We start from the raw sequence: 17,537 nt of genomic DNA on the forward strand, positions 1-17,537 counted from the left end.
TATCAGATGATGCTAATCCTGTTGGTTTCTAGATCAAAAGCGCTTTGCACAATGAATGATGTCGGATATGGTTCAGTCAGAATCCGGCCGCGTATTTCAAACAACAGAACGTTATAGTTCAGTTTTGTTTCATCTTTCATAAGTGGTGCAACACCTAATGAAGATGCCTCCAGCCTGGGTTCGAAACGCAGGATTGCCCGGCGAATAGCTTTTTCAATATCTGCCCATTTGCGTTCATGCATATACTGACCGGCGATAGGCGGAACACCATAATTCACTACTGATGAGGCAACCTGCGGGTATTTCCCCACATCTATTTCATCTTCCAGATTTGTGGTGTTGAGCAGGAGCATCAGATCACGCTGAACAATTTCACGTAACCGGCTGGCAGAGACTGTATAGTTATCTGAAAGTTCAGTTTTGCGTCCCGGAGCATCATCGCGTAAACGATCAAATAATGTCGGTAGCAGGTGTTCTCTGGGACGTAGTGGAGGAAATTGTTCAGCCATTTATTGCTTCTTTATTATCTGCAAATGTACATGAAGTCATTTCTAGGATACCAATATCATTTTGATCTGTTTGCCAGGTTTTTTGTCCTAAGGGACGTACTGATGTTTGTCCATGCTCTTGCCAGATTGTTTCCCTGCATAACATTAATGATTCACCTGCTGATTCAGATCCGCAGCAGCGTGCAAGCAGAAAAGCATGGTGTTCTGATCCGTCTTTCAGTGTTATCAGTGCCGGTTTCCAGAGTAAATCGAGAATAGTTTTAGGTTGTTCAGAAGAAATAGCACTTAGTTGTTCGAAAGGCAGCCATGTATAGATACCTCCGGTTACCAGTTCAATAGCAGGACCCAACCATGTGTCACTGTCTGCAATCCATGCAAATTCACCGCCCGGTTCAATAACACCGGAAACATCTTTACCGGATCCCAATGCTCCTTCTCTGATTTCATCAGCTTTTTCTTCATCCCCTGACTGATTCAGGGCAATTGCGTCAAGTAACTGATCCACCCATGCTGGCGGTGGCTGAATAAATCCCGGACGTTTGCGACCGGTAAAACATTCTTTCCGATATATTTCACAGGTAATCAGTCCTCTGTAAGCATGTGCTTCCTGTTCAAATCCGGATTGCATTTGCGCGCAAACCTGCAGTTGTTTCAATGCTCGCTGCCAGTCACCCAGAAGGCATAATAACTGAAATAGCAACCAGCGCTGAGCAGGGTCTGTCGGGCTGACTTTGATCTGTTGTTCAGTTTCCTGAATCAGCGTAGTGATTGACCGGTCTGCCATCCATTGTTGTAGCGTCGATGGATTATCATGATTACTGCTGGTGATTGTCATCGGTAGAATCCTTTTGATAATTATTAGAAAATTGAGTCATACGGTAATGACTGTCCACACTTACAGTATGATGGTCTTTTCTGGTCAGTGCTGGCGGTATATGAGTATGACCGGTATGCTGTTGCCAGCCTGGTGCAAACAGGCGTAAGACTTCTGGTATTTCTTCAATGTGAAAGAGTTCTGCCTCTCTCAGACTATCCAGTCCGTTAAAAATATCATCTATATTTAACGGCCCGGAAACTATATCCTGTAACGTCATTAACGGATCAGTATTGCCAGACAGATCAGCTAGATTAATGGTGGACACTGAACTTGAAATATTGTTTTGCAACAGTCTTTTTTGCCAGACATAGTCATTATCGGATAATTGCGGTGTGTCCAGAGCATGACAATACTCCTGTAATAACTCATGAAAAATAGTTTCGGCCGGTGATTCTTCCTGAGATGAATCCTTGACTTTGAATGCCGTGCTTTCCAATAATTCATACGGCAGATTGGGTATGATCAGATCAAAAGGATTTTCTTCCGCATTTTCTTTTTGCTTTTGAGGATCAAACCAAGTCAGCTCTAAAGGCATTATTTCTTTAGTTGACGGAATAATACTGGTTGTTTCAAACTCTGGTTTTGTATCTGTCTGTTCTTCAGGATTGATTTGCCAGATAGATAATCCCCATTCAAGAGTATCGCCATCATGCAGTTGAAACCAGTGATTTGATGTCAGGGTGATTTCGTTTACAGCGCAATGTACTTCTGAAGACTTGTTTAACAGCTGCCATCCGTTCTTTGAATATTGAAAGCATAACGCCAAATCTTCGTTTTCAGGAGCTTCCTCAACATGGAGCTCATATATCGCATTTTTCATAAAAAAAGCGAAATCTTTCAATTCATAGATTTCACCAATCTTGATCCCGCGAAGGTAGTCAAGACGTAATAACAGCGTACTGTTCATAACGCTTTCCCGACAATAACACGCCAAGTCCTCTTTGTCTGAATTATGGATTTATTAACATTTATTTCATAACTTTATAAGAAGTAATAAAATATTATATTTAGAAAAGAAAAATAAATATTTTTTTTGAAAAAAATGTACACACTTTATGCATATATCTGTTTATTATCTTATATTTTAAATTGTTAAGCAAGATTTATTCTTGTATCCTATATATAAACATATTAAAATTAAATTAATTTAATATTTGTTAAATTATATTTATAATGCAGTGAAGATTAACTTTTATTAGAGATTTTACATGCATAAACAATTTGAATCGGGGAGTAGGTAAACCAGTATGGATATTTCGCGCCAGGCATTGTTTGGTAAACTGAACACAACACTTTTTCGCTCCATTGAATCAGCTACGACTTTTTGTAAGCTGCGCGGAAATCCCTATGTTGAACTGGTGCATTGGATACACCAGCTTATGCAATTAAATGATGGCGATATGATGCGAGTGTTGCGTCATTTTGATATTGATCTGGCACAAATTGAACAAGATATTTCCCGCAGTTTGCTGCTGTTGCCATCGGGAGCAAGCTCTATAAGTGACTTTTCCCACTATATTGATCAGTCAATTGAACGTGCCTGGGTTTATGCCACATTAACATTTAATGATAACAAAATCCGCAGCGCCTGGTTACTTGCTGCTCTAGTGATGACTCCTGAGCTCAGGCGTGTACTGGTTGGCATTTCTACTGCATTTGCCAAAATTCCTCAGGAAGGACTGGCAGATATTTTACCCGATGTTGTTGCCGGATCTCCGGAGTCTGCGGATCAAGCCTATGACAATTCTGGTTTTACTCCGGCCTCTCCCGGAGAGGCCAGTCAGTCATTAACCAGTACAGGTCAGGATGGCCAATCTGCTTTAACTCGTTACTGTGCGGATCTGACGGAGCAGGCAAAACAGGGAAAAATAGATCCGGTGATTGGTCGTGAACACGAAATACGCACGATGATCGATATTCTGTTGCGTCGCCGGCAGAATAATCCGCTACTGACCGGAGAAGCCGGTGTTGGTAAAACTGCAGTGGTAGAAGGATTTGCTCTGGCTATCGCGCAAAAAGAGGTTCCGCCAAGTCTGGCTGAAGTACGCCTGCTGGCTCTGGATGTCGGTGCCCTGCTGGCTGGTGCCAGTATGAAAGGGGAGTTTGAGTCGCGGTTGAAATCCGTGCTGGAAGAAGCGACCAATTCTGCTCAGCCGGTGATTTTGTTTGTCGATGAAGTGCATACTTTAGTCGGAGCCGGAGGTGCTTCAGGAACCGGAGATGCTGCCAATCTGCTTAAACCTGCGCTGGCCAGAGGTACGTTACGCACGATTGGAGCCACTACCTGGAGTGAATATAAACGACATATTGAAAAAGATCCGGCATTAACCCGGCGTTTTCAGGTTTTACAGGTTGCAGAACCGGAAGAAGTTGCAGCCATTGATATGGTGCGAGGTCTGGTTTCAACATTTGAAGCACACCATGGTGTTATTGTGCTTGAGGATGCTGTTCGTGCTGCTGTTAAGCTGTCTCACCGCTATATTCCTTCACGGCAGCTACCGGATAAGGCAATAAGTCTTCTGGATACAGCCTGTGCCCGGGTTGCACTGTCTTTGCATACACCTCCCAGCAGGGTGCAGCATCTGAGACAGCAGTTAAAAGCAGCTCAGACAGAACATAAATTATTATCCAAACAGCAGCGTATAGGTGTTTATGCAGGTGATCTGAACGAGATCGAAGCCAGAATTTCAGCCTTATCTGAAGATTTAAAAACAGAAGAAGCACACTGGAAAGAAGAGTTGGAAGCAGTTGAAAAAATTCTTGCAGCACGTGAACGCTGTCAGAATAGTGACGAAGCGGATGCATTGTCTGAATTATCAGAGCTTGAATCAGTTTTGCGCCAGCATCAGGGCGATATGCCTTTGGTTTTTCCGGAAGTAAGTGAAACAGTGGTTGCAGCTATTGTTTCCGACTGGACCGGCATTCCGGTCGGACGCATGGTCAAAGATGAGGTAGGGGCAGTACTGAATCTGTCCGAACATCTGGGACAACGGGTAATCGGGCAAAACCAGGCACTGTTGCAGATCGGAGAGCGCATACAGACATCACGTTGCGGTTTAACTGATCCCAATAAACCGGTTGGTGTATTTTTGCTGGTCGGTCCTTCTGGTGTAGGTAAGACAGAAACTGCTCTTGCACTGGCAGAGGCCATGTATGGTGGTGAACAGAATCTCATCACAATCAATATGAGTGAATTTCAGGAAGCGCATACCGTATCAACACTGAAGGGTGCGCCTCCGGGTTATGTTGGTTATGGCGAAGGTGGTGTTCTGACAGAAGCGGTACGTCGTCGGCCTTATAGCGTGGTATTGCTGGATGAAATAGAAAAAGCACATCACGATGTTCATGAAATTTTTTATCAGGTATTTGATAAAGGCATGATGGAAGATGGCGAAGGGTTAAATATTGACTTTAAAAATACCGTTATTTTGCTAACCAGTAACGTTGGTTCAGATCTGGTTTCTCAGCTTTACGATGACCCTGCTCTTGCTCCTGACTGGCGTACTTTGAAAGAAGCACTGATGCCTGAATTGCGCAAGCATTTCCCTGCAGCATTTATAGGTCGTCTGACAGTTATACCTTATCTGCCTCTGGCTGATGAAGCACTGGGCAGTATTGCCAGAATGCATCTGGATCGTATTGTACAACGAATGCAGGAACAGCACAGTATTGCATTACATTATGACGAAGCACTGGTCAGCCATATCATTCAACACTGTCCGATGCATGAAACGGGCGCAAGGTTACTAATTGGCTATATTGAACAGCATATTCTGCCGGCATTATCACGTTATTGGTTGCAGGCATTGTCCGAAAAGAATGTTCTGGAATGCATTGATATCAGCATTGATCCGAACCGTAGCGAAGATCCTATTGTTTTTCAGGCACGGTTAGCTGGTGAAATATCTACAAAGTAGCAAACTAAATGGCCGGTTAAGGCCGGTATTATTTGACAATAGTAAAGGAAGCAAATATGGCGGTAGTTAACAGCAGCGCCCAGAAATTTATTCAGCGCAATCGTGCGCCAAGGGTGCAAATTGAGTATGACGTTGAAATTTACGGTTCCGAGAAAAAAATCGAGCTGCCATTTGTCATGGCTGTGCTGGCAGACTTGTCCGGTAAACCGGCAGAAGAATTGCCACCGGTTGCAGAGCGCAAATTTCTGACCATTGATATCGATAATTTCGATGAACGGATGAAAGCCATTCAGCCACGTGTGGCATTTGCCGTACCAAATACCTTATCAGGTGACGGACACCTTATGGTTGATATCACTTTTGAGAGTATGGAAGATTTCTCACCGGCACGCGTGGCACAAAAAGTTGATGCTCTGAAACAATTGCTGGATGCACGTACCCAGCTGGCTAACCTGCAAACCTATATGGATGGCAAATCCGGTGCTGAGAATTTAGTTAACCGGCTGTTACAGGATCCTGGTTTGTTGCAGGCACTGGCCAAAGCACCAAAACCACAGTCAGCAACTGAAGAAAAAACCGGGGCATCTGCACCTGGGGATAGCAAGTAATAACCCGCGCTCAGAGTCTATTTGTAAGTATTGAGGAGTATTTATGGCTACACAGTCAAAACAGCAATCCGATGTCGCAGTGGCAGAACGCCCGGTTGCGCAATCCGAATTCAGCAATTTACTAACCAAAGAATTTAAACCTAAAACTGATCAGGCTGCCAAGGCTGTTGAACAGGCAGTTAAAACTTTAGCAGAACAGGCACTGTCTCATTCAGTAACCATCAGTGATGATGCTTATAAAAGTATTGAAGCTATTATTGCTGAAATTGATCATAAGCTTTCCGAGCAGATCAATCTGATTCTGCATCATGAATCTTTCCAGAAACTGGAGTCATCATGGCGCGGTCTGTTTCATCTGGTATCCAATACTGAGGTGGATGAACATTTGAAAATTCGTTTCATGAATCTGTCTAAAGATGATTTGCGCCGCAGCATGAAACGTTTTAAAGGCATTGCATGGGATCAGAGTCCTTTATTCAAACAGATTTATGAAGAAGAATATGGTCAGCTTGGTGGTGAACCTTATGGCTGTATGATTGCTGATTATTATTTTGATCACACACCACCGGATGTGGATCTGCTTGGTTCAGTTGCCAAAGTAGCAGCTGCTTCACATATGCCGTTTATTGCCGGTGCGTCACCAGCTGTACTGCAAATGGATTCCTGGCAGGAATTGGCTAATCCGCGCGATTTAACCAAAATTGTTACCCAGAATCTGGAATACGCTCCGTGGAACTCGCTGCGTGCCAGTGAAGATTCACGTTATCTTGGTTTGGCTATGCCTCGTTTCCTTGCGCGTTTACCATATGGCATTAAAACCAATCCGGTAGATGAATTTGATTTTGAAGAAGATACAGACGGATCAGATCATCGCAAATATGTATGGAGTAATGCCGCTTACGCCATGGGTGTTAACATTAACCGTTCATTTAAACACTTTGGCTGGTGTACCATGATTCGCGGCGTTGAGTCAGGTGGTACCGTTGAAAATCTGCCATGTCATACTTTCCCGACTGATGACGGTGGTGTGGATATGAAGTGCCCGACCGAAATCGCCATTTCTGACCGTCGTGAAGCAGAGTTATCAAAGAATGGTTTTATTCCGCTGATTCATCGTAAGAATACAGACTACGCAGCATTTATAGGTGCGCAATCTCTGCAAAAACCTCAGGAATATTATGATCCGGACGCTACAGCCAATGCTAATTTGTCTGCACGTTTACCTTATCTGTTTGCGTGCTCACGTTTTGCGCATTTTCTGAAATGTATCGTACGCGACAAAATTGGTTCATTCAAAGAGCGTGAAGATATGCAGCGCTGGCTGAATGAATGGATTATGAATTATGTCGACGCAGATCCGGTGAATTCATCACAGGAAACTAAAGCGCGCCGTCCGCTGGCTGCTGCAGAAGTAGTAGTAGAAGAAGTTGAAGGCAATCCGGGATACTACGATGCCAAATTCTTCCTGCGTCCGCATTTCCAGCTTGAAGGACTGACCGGCTCTCTGCGTCTGGTTACCAAGCTGCCGTCTGTGAAAAAAGAAAATGCATAAACAGTAACATCATAGAATGAATTTCGGATTGCAATATTGTATGGCCATATTGTATTGCCCGAATATGTAGTAGGTAATTTTAACTTTAAAAAGGAAGCTAATAATGGCTCATGATATATTTTTAAAAATTGATGGTATTGAAGGTGAAGCATTAGATGACAAACATAAAAATGAAATCGAAGTGCTGAACTGGACATGGACAGTTCACCAGGAGTCTTCAATGCATACTGGTAGCGGTCTGGGTTCTGGCAAGGTTACAGTAAATGATCTTGAATTTGAACACTACATCGACCGTGCAAGCCCGAACCTGTTCAAGTACTGTACTACAGGTAAACACATTGCCAATGCTGTTTTGACAATGCGTAAACCAGGTGGTACTCCTCTGGAATATTTGAAATACACTTTCAAGGATTTAATTGTATCTCGAGTAATGCCTAGTGGTAGTCGTGACGGTGAAATGGCTCCACGTGAATTCGTTAGTTTATCATTCACTTCCATCGTGCAGGAATATGTTGTTCAGAATCAGCAGGGTGGCAGCGGTGGTACTGTTACTGCAGGTTACGACTTCAAAGCAAACAAAGACGCAGCTTAAACCTGAGTATACCGGTACCAGCCAGTTTGAATTGGTTGGTGCCGGTATTTGGTGTGTTGCACAGGACGACGTATGGTTACATATGTAAATACTTTTCTTCATCGGAGCATTGTGCTTATTTTCTTGTCGATGACCTTGCTGACAGGTCTTATCGGCTGTACCAGCACAAGACCATCGATTAAGGAGCAAACCAGTATTGATTTGCGCATTGAAGCTGCGGAAAACGTCAATCCTGATGAAAAAGGTCGCGCTGCACCTATACAGGTGCGAATTTACGAATTAAAGAATGATAACGCTTTTACTTCAGCAGATTTTTACTCATTACAGGATAATGATAAATCAATACTTGGTGGTGATCTGCTGGTGAGTGATGAATTTATTCTGCGTCCGGGGGAAGTTAAAACCATTCGCCGCAGAACAAATCCGGAAACTACAGTGATCGGCGTACTGGCCGGTTATCGCGGACTGGCTCAATCACAATGGCGTGAAACTTACCACCTTGCTGAAGCTCCGTATGCCAGATGGTATAGGGAGTGGTGGCCGCTGAAAAAAGTAAAGCTGGATATTAACATTGGGCAGAGGGCCGTTGTGGTCACTGAACTGGATTAAAGCAGAGGAATTTCTCTAAATGAGTTGGTACAACCGAGTGGTCTGGAGCGAAGGACAATTTCTGCTGCCGCAGATTTTCCAGCAACAGGAACGTTATCTGGAACATTTTGCACATCGTCGTAGTGCGCCGTTGTCGCCGTTCTTCTGGGGATTCTCCCGTTATGACATCGATCACGAAGCATTAAATCTGGGAAAACTGGTACTTAAAGATGTTGCCGGTGTATTTGCGGACGGCACACCCTTTGAAGCACCTGGAAATACACCATTGCCGCCGCCGCTGACAATTCAGCCGGAACATCTTGATCAGATTATTTATCTGGCTTTGCCGATTCGTACGCCAAACGGAGAAGAAACCAGTTTTGAAGATAATCCTGAATCATTGGCCCGTTATGCAGTATTTGAAAGCGATGTCCGGGATGCCAATTCAATCGGACTGGGTGCAAAAACTGTACAATTAAGTAATTTGCGCTTACGGTTAATGCCTAAAAAAGCACTGACGGATGCATGGATTGGTCTGCCGATAGCACGGATAAGCACATTGCGTTCAGACGGTGGCGTAGAGATTGACAGTACTGTCATTCCGCCGGTGACTCAGTATACAGCCAATACTTTATTACAGACCTGGTTATCACAGATTCATGATCTGACACATCTGCGTGCTGATTCTCTGGCAGAAAGGCTCACTGGCGGTCATGGTAAAGGTGCGGAAGCAGCAGAAGTATCAGATTATTTATTATTACAAATTCTGAACCGATATGAACCATTGCTCTTTCATATACTCAAAGTAGGGGCAACATCGCCAGAGTTTATTTATCGACAGTTACTTAGTATGGCTGGTGAATTGTCCACATTTGTCCGGCCCCATACCCGGCGTCCGGTAGAACATCCGCCTTATCTGCATGAAGCACCTTATTATTGTCTGAAACCTGTTGTAGATGATGTACAGCATTTACTCAATGCCGTTTTAATTCGCAGTGCACAGCATATTCGTTTGGAAGATGCAGCTTATGGCGTCAAGAATGCTGTAGTAGAACCAACCGAACTGCGAGGCTTTGGTTCAATGGTACTGGCTGTTAAAGCGCAGATACCGCCGGATATACTTGTTCATCAGTTTTCTGCTCAAACTAAAATCGGACCTTCCGATCGTTTACCGGAATTAATTCGTTCTCACTTACCGGGCATGGTATTACAGGCACTGCCGGTACCACCCCGTCAGATTCCGTTTAATGCAGGATATGTCTATTTTGAATTATTGCGTGAAGGTCCGTTATGGGAGCACATCGCACATTATGGCGGATTGGCCATGCATATTGCCGGTGACTTTCCAGGCTTGCTGATTGAACTTTGGGGAGTACGTGATCAATGAATGAATTCGATAGTATTCTCGGTGATTCAGGTACCACGGGGCAACAAGCAATTGCATCCTCTGCTTCAGAATCATTATCGAAGCAAAACGGATATGAGTTTGATCAGCATAGCGAAGCACCGTGGTTTAGTGATCAGCATACAAAGAAAATCATGGCTAATATTGATGCCGGTCCGGACAGTAAACAACGACTGGCAGATATTGAAGCTGCTGATAATCCATTGCTTGAAGCCGCACAGCCATTATTGCTGACACTGGCAAACATGCCAACACAACTTGATTCTTATGATAATGGTATTGAGAGCTTACGCGAATTGCTTATACGCGAAGTTCATATTTATCAAACATTGTGTGATCAGGCAAATTTGCGCCGTGAACATGTACTGGCAGTACGTTATTGTTTGTGTACAGCACTGGATGAGGCTGCAAACAAAACCTCCTGGGGTGGTGGCGGTGCATGGGCACGGAAAAGTCTGCTGATTGTTTTTCATAACGAAAGCTATGGCGGCGAGAAAATATTTTTACTTATCGGTCGTCTTTCACCTAATCCTCAGGAATATGGTGATGTACTTGAAGTAATTTACCGAATCCTGAGCTTAGGCTTTGAAGGCCGGTACAGTGTACGGCCGGATGGCCGGAAACAACTTGACCTGATCCGTCAGCAATTGCTATCCATTATCAGCAGCGGACGAGATCCGGTTGCCCGGGATTTGTCGCCGCACTGGCTGGCTGACGCCGCAGGCAGACTCCGCCGGCTGCACTGGATACCGGTTTGGGCAAGTGCAGCATTTTTTACCTGTTTTTTACTGGTTATTTTTGTTTGGTTCAAATTTCAGATCGTTGGTACTGATACAAAATTGCAGCAACGGATTGCGGCTATAGGCAAAGCTGTACCTCCGCCGGCTGTTACCACTACCGGTGTGTTGCGTCTCAAATCATTATTGAAAGATGAAATTGAGCGCGGGGTCGTTAGTGTTAATGAAAATGCCCAGCAAAGCCAGGTGACTTTCCTTGGAGATTTTATGTTTGTGCCGGGTAAAAAAACGGTTAATCCAAAGATAATGCCTGTACTGGATAAGGTTGCCAGTGAAATAAACAAAGTATCCGGTACAGTTATGGTAACAGGACATACCGATAACCAGCCTATTCATACTGCTGAATTTCCCTCTAACCAGGTTTTATCTGAAAAAAGGGCTGCTGAAGTCGCTTCCTTGTTAACACAGAAAGGTGTGGCTGCATCGCGGTTGAAAATTATCGGTTTAGGTGATACCGCGCCGGTAGATGACAACAATACAGCGCAAGGCAGAGCAAAAAATCGCCGTGTAGATATTGTTGTAACGGAATGAAATAGTGATAAATTCTGATATCGCTGTGTATGGCATTAAGGTATCAATTATGAGGCGTGTCAAAATTTTTGTTGGTGCAAGTCCGATTGGAGAGCAGAAGACTTTGGCTTATCCCATGAAAAGGTGTGATGATGAAAATGTTGAATAATATATTGAAACATTTTTTATGCATTTCGCTGGGCTTAAGTAGTTTTATTTGTTTGGCATCAGACATGAATGCTGATGAACGTGCTTTTATTGAATTCATTAAGCAGCAACTTTCTGTACAGGTATCTGTGCAGCGCATTCCTGCTGAACAGATACATACTATTGTCAGTCGTAATCTAGATCTGCGGATGGAGAAATTGCTAACCAAAGTGGATGGTATTAACCTACATACTAGGTCTGTAGACAGTACCGTTACGCCAATTCAGCTGGCTCTTCTAGAACTCATCTATCCGGATGAAGCAACGGCAGTGCAAGCTTTACGACAGCTGGGAAAAAAACGTTATTTCCAGCATAGCAAAATACTAATACCGTTTTCCATAGTTCAAATAGGTCATCGGTTGCTAATCGTATTTACTGAAAATGCAGGAAATAGCAGTGCGATAGCAGTTATAGAAAAATTCCCTACAGAGGGGTTATATCCTCGGGAAACTTTATTAAATATCCAGCAAAATAGATAGCAAAAGCAAATAACATGCAAAAAATTCTAGATTTTCTTTTTTCACGTCGCATGCTGGCGATTCTCGGTATTATCATTTTGGCACTGGTCATATGGTTTGTCGGGCCATTGTTAGCATTTGGAGAATTTCATCCGTTTGCATCCATACCTATGCGCGTGATCACAATTCTGCTTCTGTTTGGATTATTGTTTCTCTGGTTTAAGAACTGGTCACTTTCAATTATCTGGGTTGCAGCAATATGTGTATTAATCTGGCAAGCCGCACCACAGCTGGCATATGGTAAAACTCATCCTTTTGCTCCGGCCTGGGTTCGTGCTGTGCTGATCGGTCTTGTCTTGTTCTGTTATGCCCTTTATGGTTTATACCGTCTTTGGCAGGCATTGCGGGTAGACGAACAATTACTGCAAAAAATTCTTCGTCCGCGTAAAGAAAAATCTGCTGTTGCAGAATCGCGCGAGGATCAGCGGGCTGTTACCAGTATTGTTACCCGTGCCATTGAGCAGTTAAAACAGATGAGAATTGGTAAACCGGGAATCGGTTTTCGCCGTCTTTTCGAAGGTAAACGTTATCTGTATGAATTGCCATGGTATATGATTATTGGCGCACCGGGTGACGGTAAGACCACTGCATTGCTTAACGCAGGTCTGCAATTTCCTTTAGCAGAACAAATGGGGCAGTCGGCGGAAGCAATCGCTATTCCCGGCAAAGGAGGAACCCTGCATTGCGACTGGTGGTTTACCAATGAAGCAGTATTAATTGATACTGCTGGCCGGTACGTTCGCCAGGATGACGGAGATTCAGCAGAAAATGCGTCCCGTAATGCCGGAGAGTGGCGCGGCTTTCTTGGTTTATTACGTAAATATCGGCCGCGTGCACCTATTAATGGTGTGTTACTAACCATCAATGCAGCTGATCTGGCGGGTAAAACCGAGGCCGAACGTATTACAGCGGCAGCGGCATTAAGAGCACGGTTGGCGGAGTTGCGCACAGAGCTTGGCATTCGTTTTCCGGTATATCTTATGGTTACCAAAATGGATTTGCTGCCAGGGTTCACCGATTACTTCAATTCACTGACGACAGAAGGCCGTGCTCAGATATGGGGCTTTACGCTTCCGTACGATCAGAAACAGCAGAAAAACAGTCGTGATCAGTTACGTCCGAGCTGTGAAAATGAGCTGAAACTGCTGGCAAAACGTCTGGATCAGGGCATAGATAACCGTTTGCAGGAAGAATATGATGTGCAGCGGCGCTGTAATCTTTATGCGCTGCCTCAGGAATTTGCAGCACTGTCTGAACCATTACTGGATATTATTGAGCGCGTATTTCTTGATTCTAAATTTGATTCTACCCAGCTACACAATACGCTCCGTGGTGTTTACTTCACAAGTGCCGCACAGGCACCCGCCAATGCTAATGCCGATCGTCAATCACCATTACAACGTTTATGGCGTGCTATAAAACGTGATCCGGCACTCACAGAAAAAAACAGCCTTTACGCTAATACAGTAACACCTACCGGCAGTCGGAGCTATTTTCTGCATGATTTACTGACTAAACTGGTATTTCAGGAACCTAATCTGGTGCAGCCGAACCTGCAATGGGAAATGCGTTACCGGATAATGCGTTTTGCCGGGCATACACTAGTACTGATTATTTTTCTTTGGCTGGTTCAGGGTATGTATACCAGTTATGGTAAAAATAGTAGCTACCTGTCTGCAATCAGTTCTAAAACGACAGTACTGGCGGAAAAAGTTCGTGCCTATTCGCGAAAACCAACTGCTGAAGCCGTACCGGATATATTGAATTCAGCCCGGGAACTGGCTGCTTATCCGGGGCTTGATCCGGATAAACCGCCAACCAGTTATCGTTATGGTTTGTATAGCGTGCCTCCGGTTATTGAGAGTGCCGCAGCCACTTATGATCAACTGCTTGATCAATTATTACTGCCACCTATTGTCCGTGGTGTGGAAAGTACATTATCTAATGCAATTGCACAGAAAGATGCTAAAGAAACCTATGATGCCTTGCGTGTCTATCTGTTACTGAATTTGGATACTGAACATCAGGATAAATTTAATGCTAATGAAATTCAGGCATGGATACTGAAAAAATGGGAACAAAACGATACAGCTGCTGTGTTTGGCGGTAGTGCCAGTATTTACGAACATCTTGGTGCATTATTTGATGGCAGCCGTGTGGTACATTCTCCATTTGCCAAAAACGATGCTTTGATTCGCAGCGCACGGGAATTACTTGAAGGTAGTTCCAGCACTGAACGTATTTATGATCGTGCCAAAGTTACCATGACTGATGAGGCACCGGAGGATTTTACTATTGTCCGGGCTGTGGGTGCAGATGCAGGTTCTGTTTTTATTCGTGCCAGCGGTACTCCTCTGGATCAGGGCATTCCGGGGCTTTTTACAGTTCAGGGATATCGTGAACTATTTGATAAACGTATCTCTGAATTTGTTGCAGCCGCCTATGCAGATGATGAATGGGTTATGGGAAGAGAGACAACTGCTTCTCAAAAAAAAACTGCTGAGCGTGCGCAGCAGCTGGCACGGAGGGTTAACGGAGATGAAGATCCTTTAATCAAAGAAGTACGACGTCTTTACCTGACGGAATACACCTCACGCTGGCAGACTTTTCTTGAAGATATTCATAGCGTGAACAGTACTGGTGCGGACAACAGCACCAGTCTGGCCTTTGATTTGCAAACCCTGCGGACATTTGCAGCGCCGGATTCGCCATTGATGCGTTTGTCCAAAGCAGTTGTTGAGCAGACTACCTTAGTCCCGCCTATAGACATCAAATCCAATCAGAAAATTCTGGCTGAACGGGCAGAACAACGATTGTCAGGTAATGCACGTGAGGCAGTACAGACAGCTAAATTATTGAAAAATGTACAGCCCAATGAACAACTGGAAAAAACACTGGTTGATAGCCGTTTTGCAGCTTTGCGTGAAGTTGTGACCGGAGTAGCTGACATCCAGAATAGTAATGCCGGTAGTCGTCCGCAAAAACTGGATAATGTGCTCAGTCTGCTCAATGAGTATTACAATCAATTAATGATAGCGGACAATGCACTGGCAGCCAATACATTACCTCCGAAAATTGATGCAGCCGAAAAAATACGGCTGGAAGCAGCTAAAATGCCGGCGCCTCTGAAAAATATTCTGCTTGATCTGACTACACAGGGCGCGCGTAAACTCAATCTTGCATCCGGAGAAGTTCTTAGCCGGCAAATGGAAGCCATGATAGGTGGTAACTGTCGTAATGTAATTGATGGTCGTTATCCCTTTGCGGCCAGTAATCAGGAAGTGAGTGCCGACGACTTTAACCGTGTCTTTGCCAGTGGTGGTTTGCTGGATGATTTTTTCAACAAACAACTGGCTTCACAGGTAGACATAACCACAAATCCATGGCGTTATAAACAAACTGAAGGTAATTCCACACCACTACCCGGACCAAATCTGGAGCCATTCCAGCAGGCTAAACGTATCCGCGAAGCTTTTTTTCAGGAGCCGGGTGCACGTAAAATGTCATGGTCTATGGATATTAAAGTGGTTGAACTCGATCCTACTATCACCGATCTGATCATTGATATTGACGGACAGTCTCAGCGCTATATGCATGGACCGGTACGGCCGCTTCATATTAACTGGCCTGGTCCGCGTAATGGATCAATGGCTGAAATCACTGCTAATCCGCGTATTCGTCAGGATAGCTCAACCATCATTACCAACGGTCCCTGGGCATTATTTCGTCTTCTTAATCAAGGTCGTGTCATCAGCAGCATGAGTGACAGTCGTCATTTAGTAGAATTTAGATTTGACGGACGTCGTGTTGTGCTCGAAGTAACTTCCAGTGTTGATTTCAATTTGCAAAATGTCAACAACCCATTGCATGGATTTACCTGTCCCCAGGGAGGAGTCACACCATGATAGGTATTCCGCGCGTTTCATCACCTGCAATATGGGGTAAATTACCAGACCGCGGTGATTATGTGCGTTATCAGGTGCGTAGTCATGAAGTTGAGGATTGGAGTGTATGGCTGAACAAACAGGAATGGTTGCATACTAAACAAACGTCTTCTGAAGAGGATAAACGGGCATGGTTGCGTCTGACTCCTGATTTCGGGCAGACCGGCATCACATTCCATGCCTTACCATGGAGTTTTGTGCTGGCGCCAGGTGTTTTACCGTTTTCGGGACGGAACTGGCTAATCGGCGTAGTAAGTCCGTCCGCAGACAGTATAGGCCGGTCCTATCCGCTGGTGATTTATCAGACAGTTAACCAACATTGGCTGCAACGCTATCTGGATGCACCATTGGGCTGGCTCTACTGGCTGGCACAACTGGTTGCCGGCTACGTAACACCGGGCGGAAATAACAAAAAAGATCTTGCCGGACAGCTGGATAGACTATGGGAACTGCATAGCCCGAAATGGGGCGGCTGGTTTGCCCGGGCACAGATCGGTAATCAGACTGTCTGTCGTGAGTTAACCGGTCATCAGCATATAAGTAATGACAAATTACAGGGAGTACGCTCTTTACCATGGGCCAACTGGCCGGAGCTTGTATGGCAGCAGTCACCTACAGAAGGGTGGTTCTGGCAGCAGAATGAAAAGGGTGAGTTTTTAGATGCCAGATGTCTGGGTTCAGCGCTTTGGAAAGAATGAAGTTGGCAGCTAAATCAGCAAAATTCCGTTTACTGACACAGGGAGAAATTGCGATGACGATAAAGTTATTTAAAACACAGCAATCACTATACTTCAGTAAAGACTCATATGAGTAATTATTAGCCGTATTAGTATGAAGATACCGCTGTTACACCAAATAGTGAGGTATATTTTCCAGAAAAGTAATGTTAAATAATATTTTTATATTGCTGAAAGTAGCAATAATATTCTTAGGTTTATGCATGAAATGATTTATATATTGGCAATACTAAATGGAAATGTCTGTTAAATTAAGAATTTCTTTTATTTGGAATACAAAGTATGCGTATACATTAGAATTGTGGAGTATTTCTGTCTGTATTTAATATGGAACGACATGCTGTATTCTTTCTGATTATTATATTTAGATATATAGTGAATCTAACAGCTGGTCTAAAATGACGAGAGAAAAATTTAAAATAGTACGGATTAGAAATCTTACTGTTTGGATGTCTATGCTGATTGTTTGAAATTATTTTTAAAAGAACCTGCAGATAAAAAAGCATTGTTTAAATCAAATAAATCTTTAGTCGGTGGTTGAGAGTTTGATATTTTAATAGAAGAAATAGTTCAGACAGGAGAATGTCTGCGTTTTGAATATCCCTTCCATGAGAATATTACTTATCTAGTTAGCTTTATATCAAAATCTAGAGAAAATATTTAAATAACAAATATTTATAAATTAAATACAAACCAGCACAATAACTAGTGATTATTTTCCAAAGAATTGCTGATACCTTATATACTGTAGCTGTTATCAGATTTTTGCATTATTG

The 17,537-nt window shown here is 43.7% G+C and carries 13 protein-coding genes; 10 read left to right on the forward strand and 3 right to left on the reverse strand.

The features are described from left to right. Positions 1 to 2 precede the first annotated feature (2 nt). From tssE to tagK, 3 genes are read right to left on the reverse strand one after another with little or no spacing between them, the layout of a single operon-like run. Complete coding sequence (tssE, locus tag SALWKB2_RS00530; RefSeq protein WP_025329753.1) at positions 3 to 509, reverse strand: type VI secretion system baseplate subunit TssE; 507 nt, start codon at positions 507 to 509, stop codon at positions 3 to 5. Beyond that, positions 502 to 1,344, reverse strand: a complete 843-nt coding sequence (locus SALWKB2_RS00535; RefSeq protein WP_025329754.1) for a type VI secretion system accessory protein TagJ — start codon at positions 1,342 to 1,344, stop codon at positions 502 to 504. The genes tssE and SALWKB2_RS00535 overlap by 8 nt, the downstream gene beginning before the upstream one ends. Continuing rightward, a complete protein-coding gene (gene tagK / locus SALWKB2_RS00540) occupies positions 1,325 to 2,293 on the reverse strand; it encodes a type VI secretion system-associated protein TagK (protein ID WP_025329755.1) in 969 nt (322 codons plus the stop codon). Before tagK ends, SALWKB2_RS00535 begins: the two co-directional genes overlap by 20 nt. Before the next feature lie 340 nt (positions 2,294 to 2,633). Between tagK and tssH the strand changes: the two genes are divergently transcribed. The 10 genes from tssH (at position 2,634) to tagF (ending at position 16,722) form a co-directional block, all read left to right on the forward strand. Continuing rightward, entirely contained in the window at positions 2,634 to 5,303 is a 2,670-nt protein-coding gene (gene tssH, locus SALWKB2_RS00545) for a type VI secretion system ATPase TssH (protein WP_025329756.1), read from the forward strand. Positions 5,304 to 5,359: 56 nt separating this feature from the next. Further along, on the forward strand, positions 5,360 to 5,911 hold the full coding sequence (tssB, locus tag SALWKB2_RS00550; protein WP_025329757.1) for a type VI secretion system contractile sheath small subunit: 552 nt from the start codon (positions 5,360 to 5,362) through the stop codon (positions 5,909 to 5,911). A 43-nt stretch (positions 5,912 to 5,954) separates the two neighbouring features. Further along, complete coding sequence (gene tssC / locus SALWKB2_RS00555) at positions 5,955 to 7,463, forward strand: type VI secretion system contractile sheath large subunit (RefSeq protein WP_025329758.1); 1,509 nt, start codon at positions 5,955 to 5,957, stop codon at positions 7,461 to 7,463. A 103-nt stretch (positions 7,464 to 7,566) separates the two neighbouring features. After that, positions 7,567 to 8,055 (forward strand): Hcp family type VI secretion system effector, encoded by a 489-nt coding sequence (locus SALWKB2_RS00560; protein WP_025329759.1) that lies wholly within the window; start codon positions 7,567 to 7,569, stop codon positions 8,053 to 8,055. A gap of 72 nt (positions 8,056 to 8,127) precedes the next feature. After that, positions 8,128 to 8,664, forward strand: a complete 537-nt coding sequence (tssJ, locus tag SALWKB2_RS00565; protein ID WP_025329760.1) for a type VI secretion system lipoprotein TssJ — start codon at positions 8,128 to 8,130, stop codon at positions 8,662 to 8,664. 19 nt (positions 8,665 to 8,683) lie between these two features. Further along, complete coding sequence (gene tssK / locus SALWKB2_RS00570; RefSeq protein WP_025329761.1) at positions 8,684 to 10,030, forward strand: type VI secretion system baseplate subunit TssK; 1,347 nt, start codon at positions 8,684 to 8,686, stop codon at positions 10,028 to 10,030. Next, the gene (gene tssL / locus SALWKB2_RS00575; RefSeq protein WP_025329762.1) at positions 10,027 to 11,376 is read left to right on the forward strand and encodes a type VI secretion system protein TssL, long form; all 1,350 of its coding nucleotides are present in this window, start codon (positions 10,027 to 10,029) and stop codon (positions 11,374 to 11,376) included. The genes tssK and tssL overlap by 4 nt, the downstream gene beginning before the upstream one ends. 212 nt (positions 11,377 to 11,588) lie before the next feature. After that, positions 11,589 to 12,041: a hypothetical protein gene (locus tag SALWKB2_RS00580; protein ID WP_144353302.1), complete on the forward strand. Its 453-nt coding sequence runs from the start codon at positions 11,589 to 11,591 to the stop codon at positions 12,039 to 12,041. Positions 12,042 to 12,055: 14 nt separating this feature from the next. Further along, entirely contained in the window at positions 12,056 to 15,985 is a 3,930-nt protein-coding gene (tssM, locus tag SALWKB2_RS00585; protein WP_025329764.1) for a type VI secretion system membrane subunit TssM, read from the forward strand. Then, positions 15,982 to 16,722, forward strand: coding sequence for a type VI secretion system-associated protein TagF (gene tagF / locus SALWKB2_RS00590; protein WP_025329765.1), 741 nt, complete (start codon positions 15,982 to 15,984; stop codon positions 16,720 to 16,722). Before tssM ends, tagF begins: the two co-directional genes overlap by 4 nt. Positions 16,723 to 17,537: the final 815 nt, after the last annotated feature.

The organism is Snodgrassella alvi wkB2, assembly GCF_000600005.1.
Lineage (GTDB): Bacteria > Pseudomonadota > Gammaproteobacteria > Burkholderiales > Neisseriaceae > Snodgrassella > Snodgrassella alvi.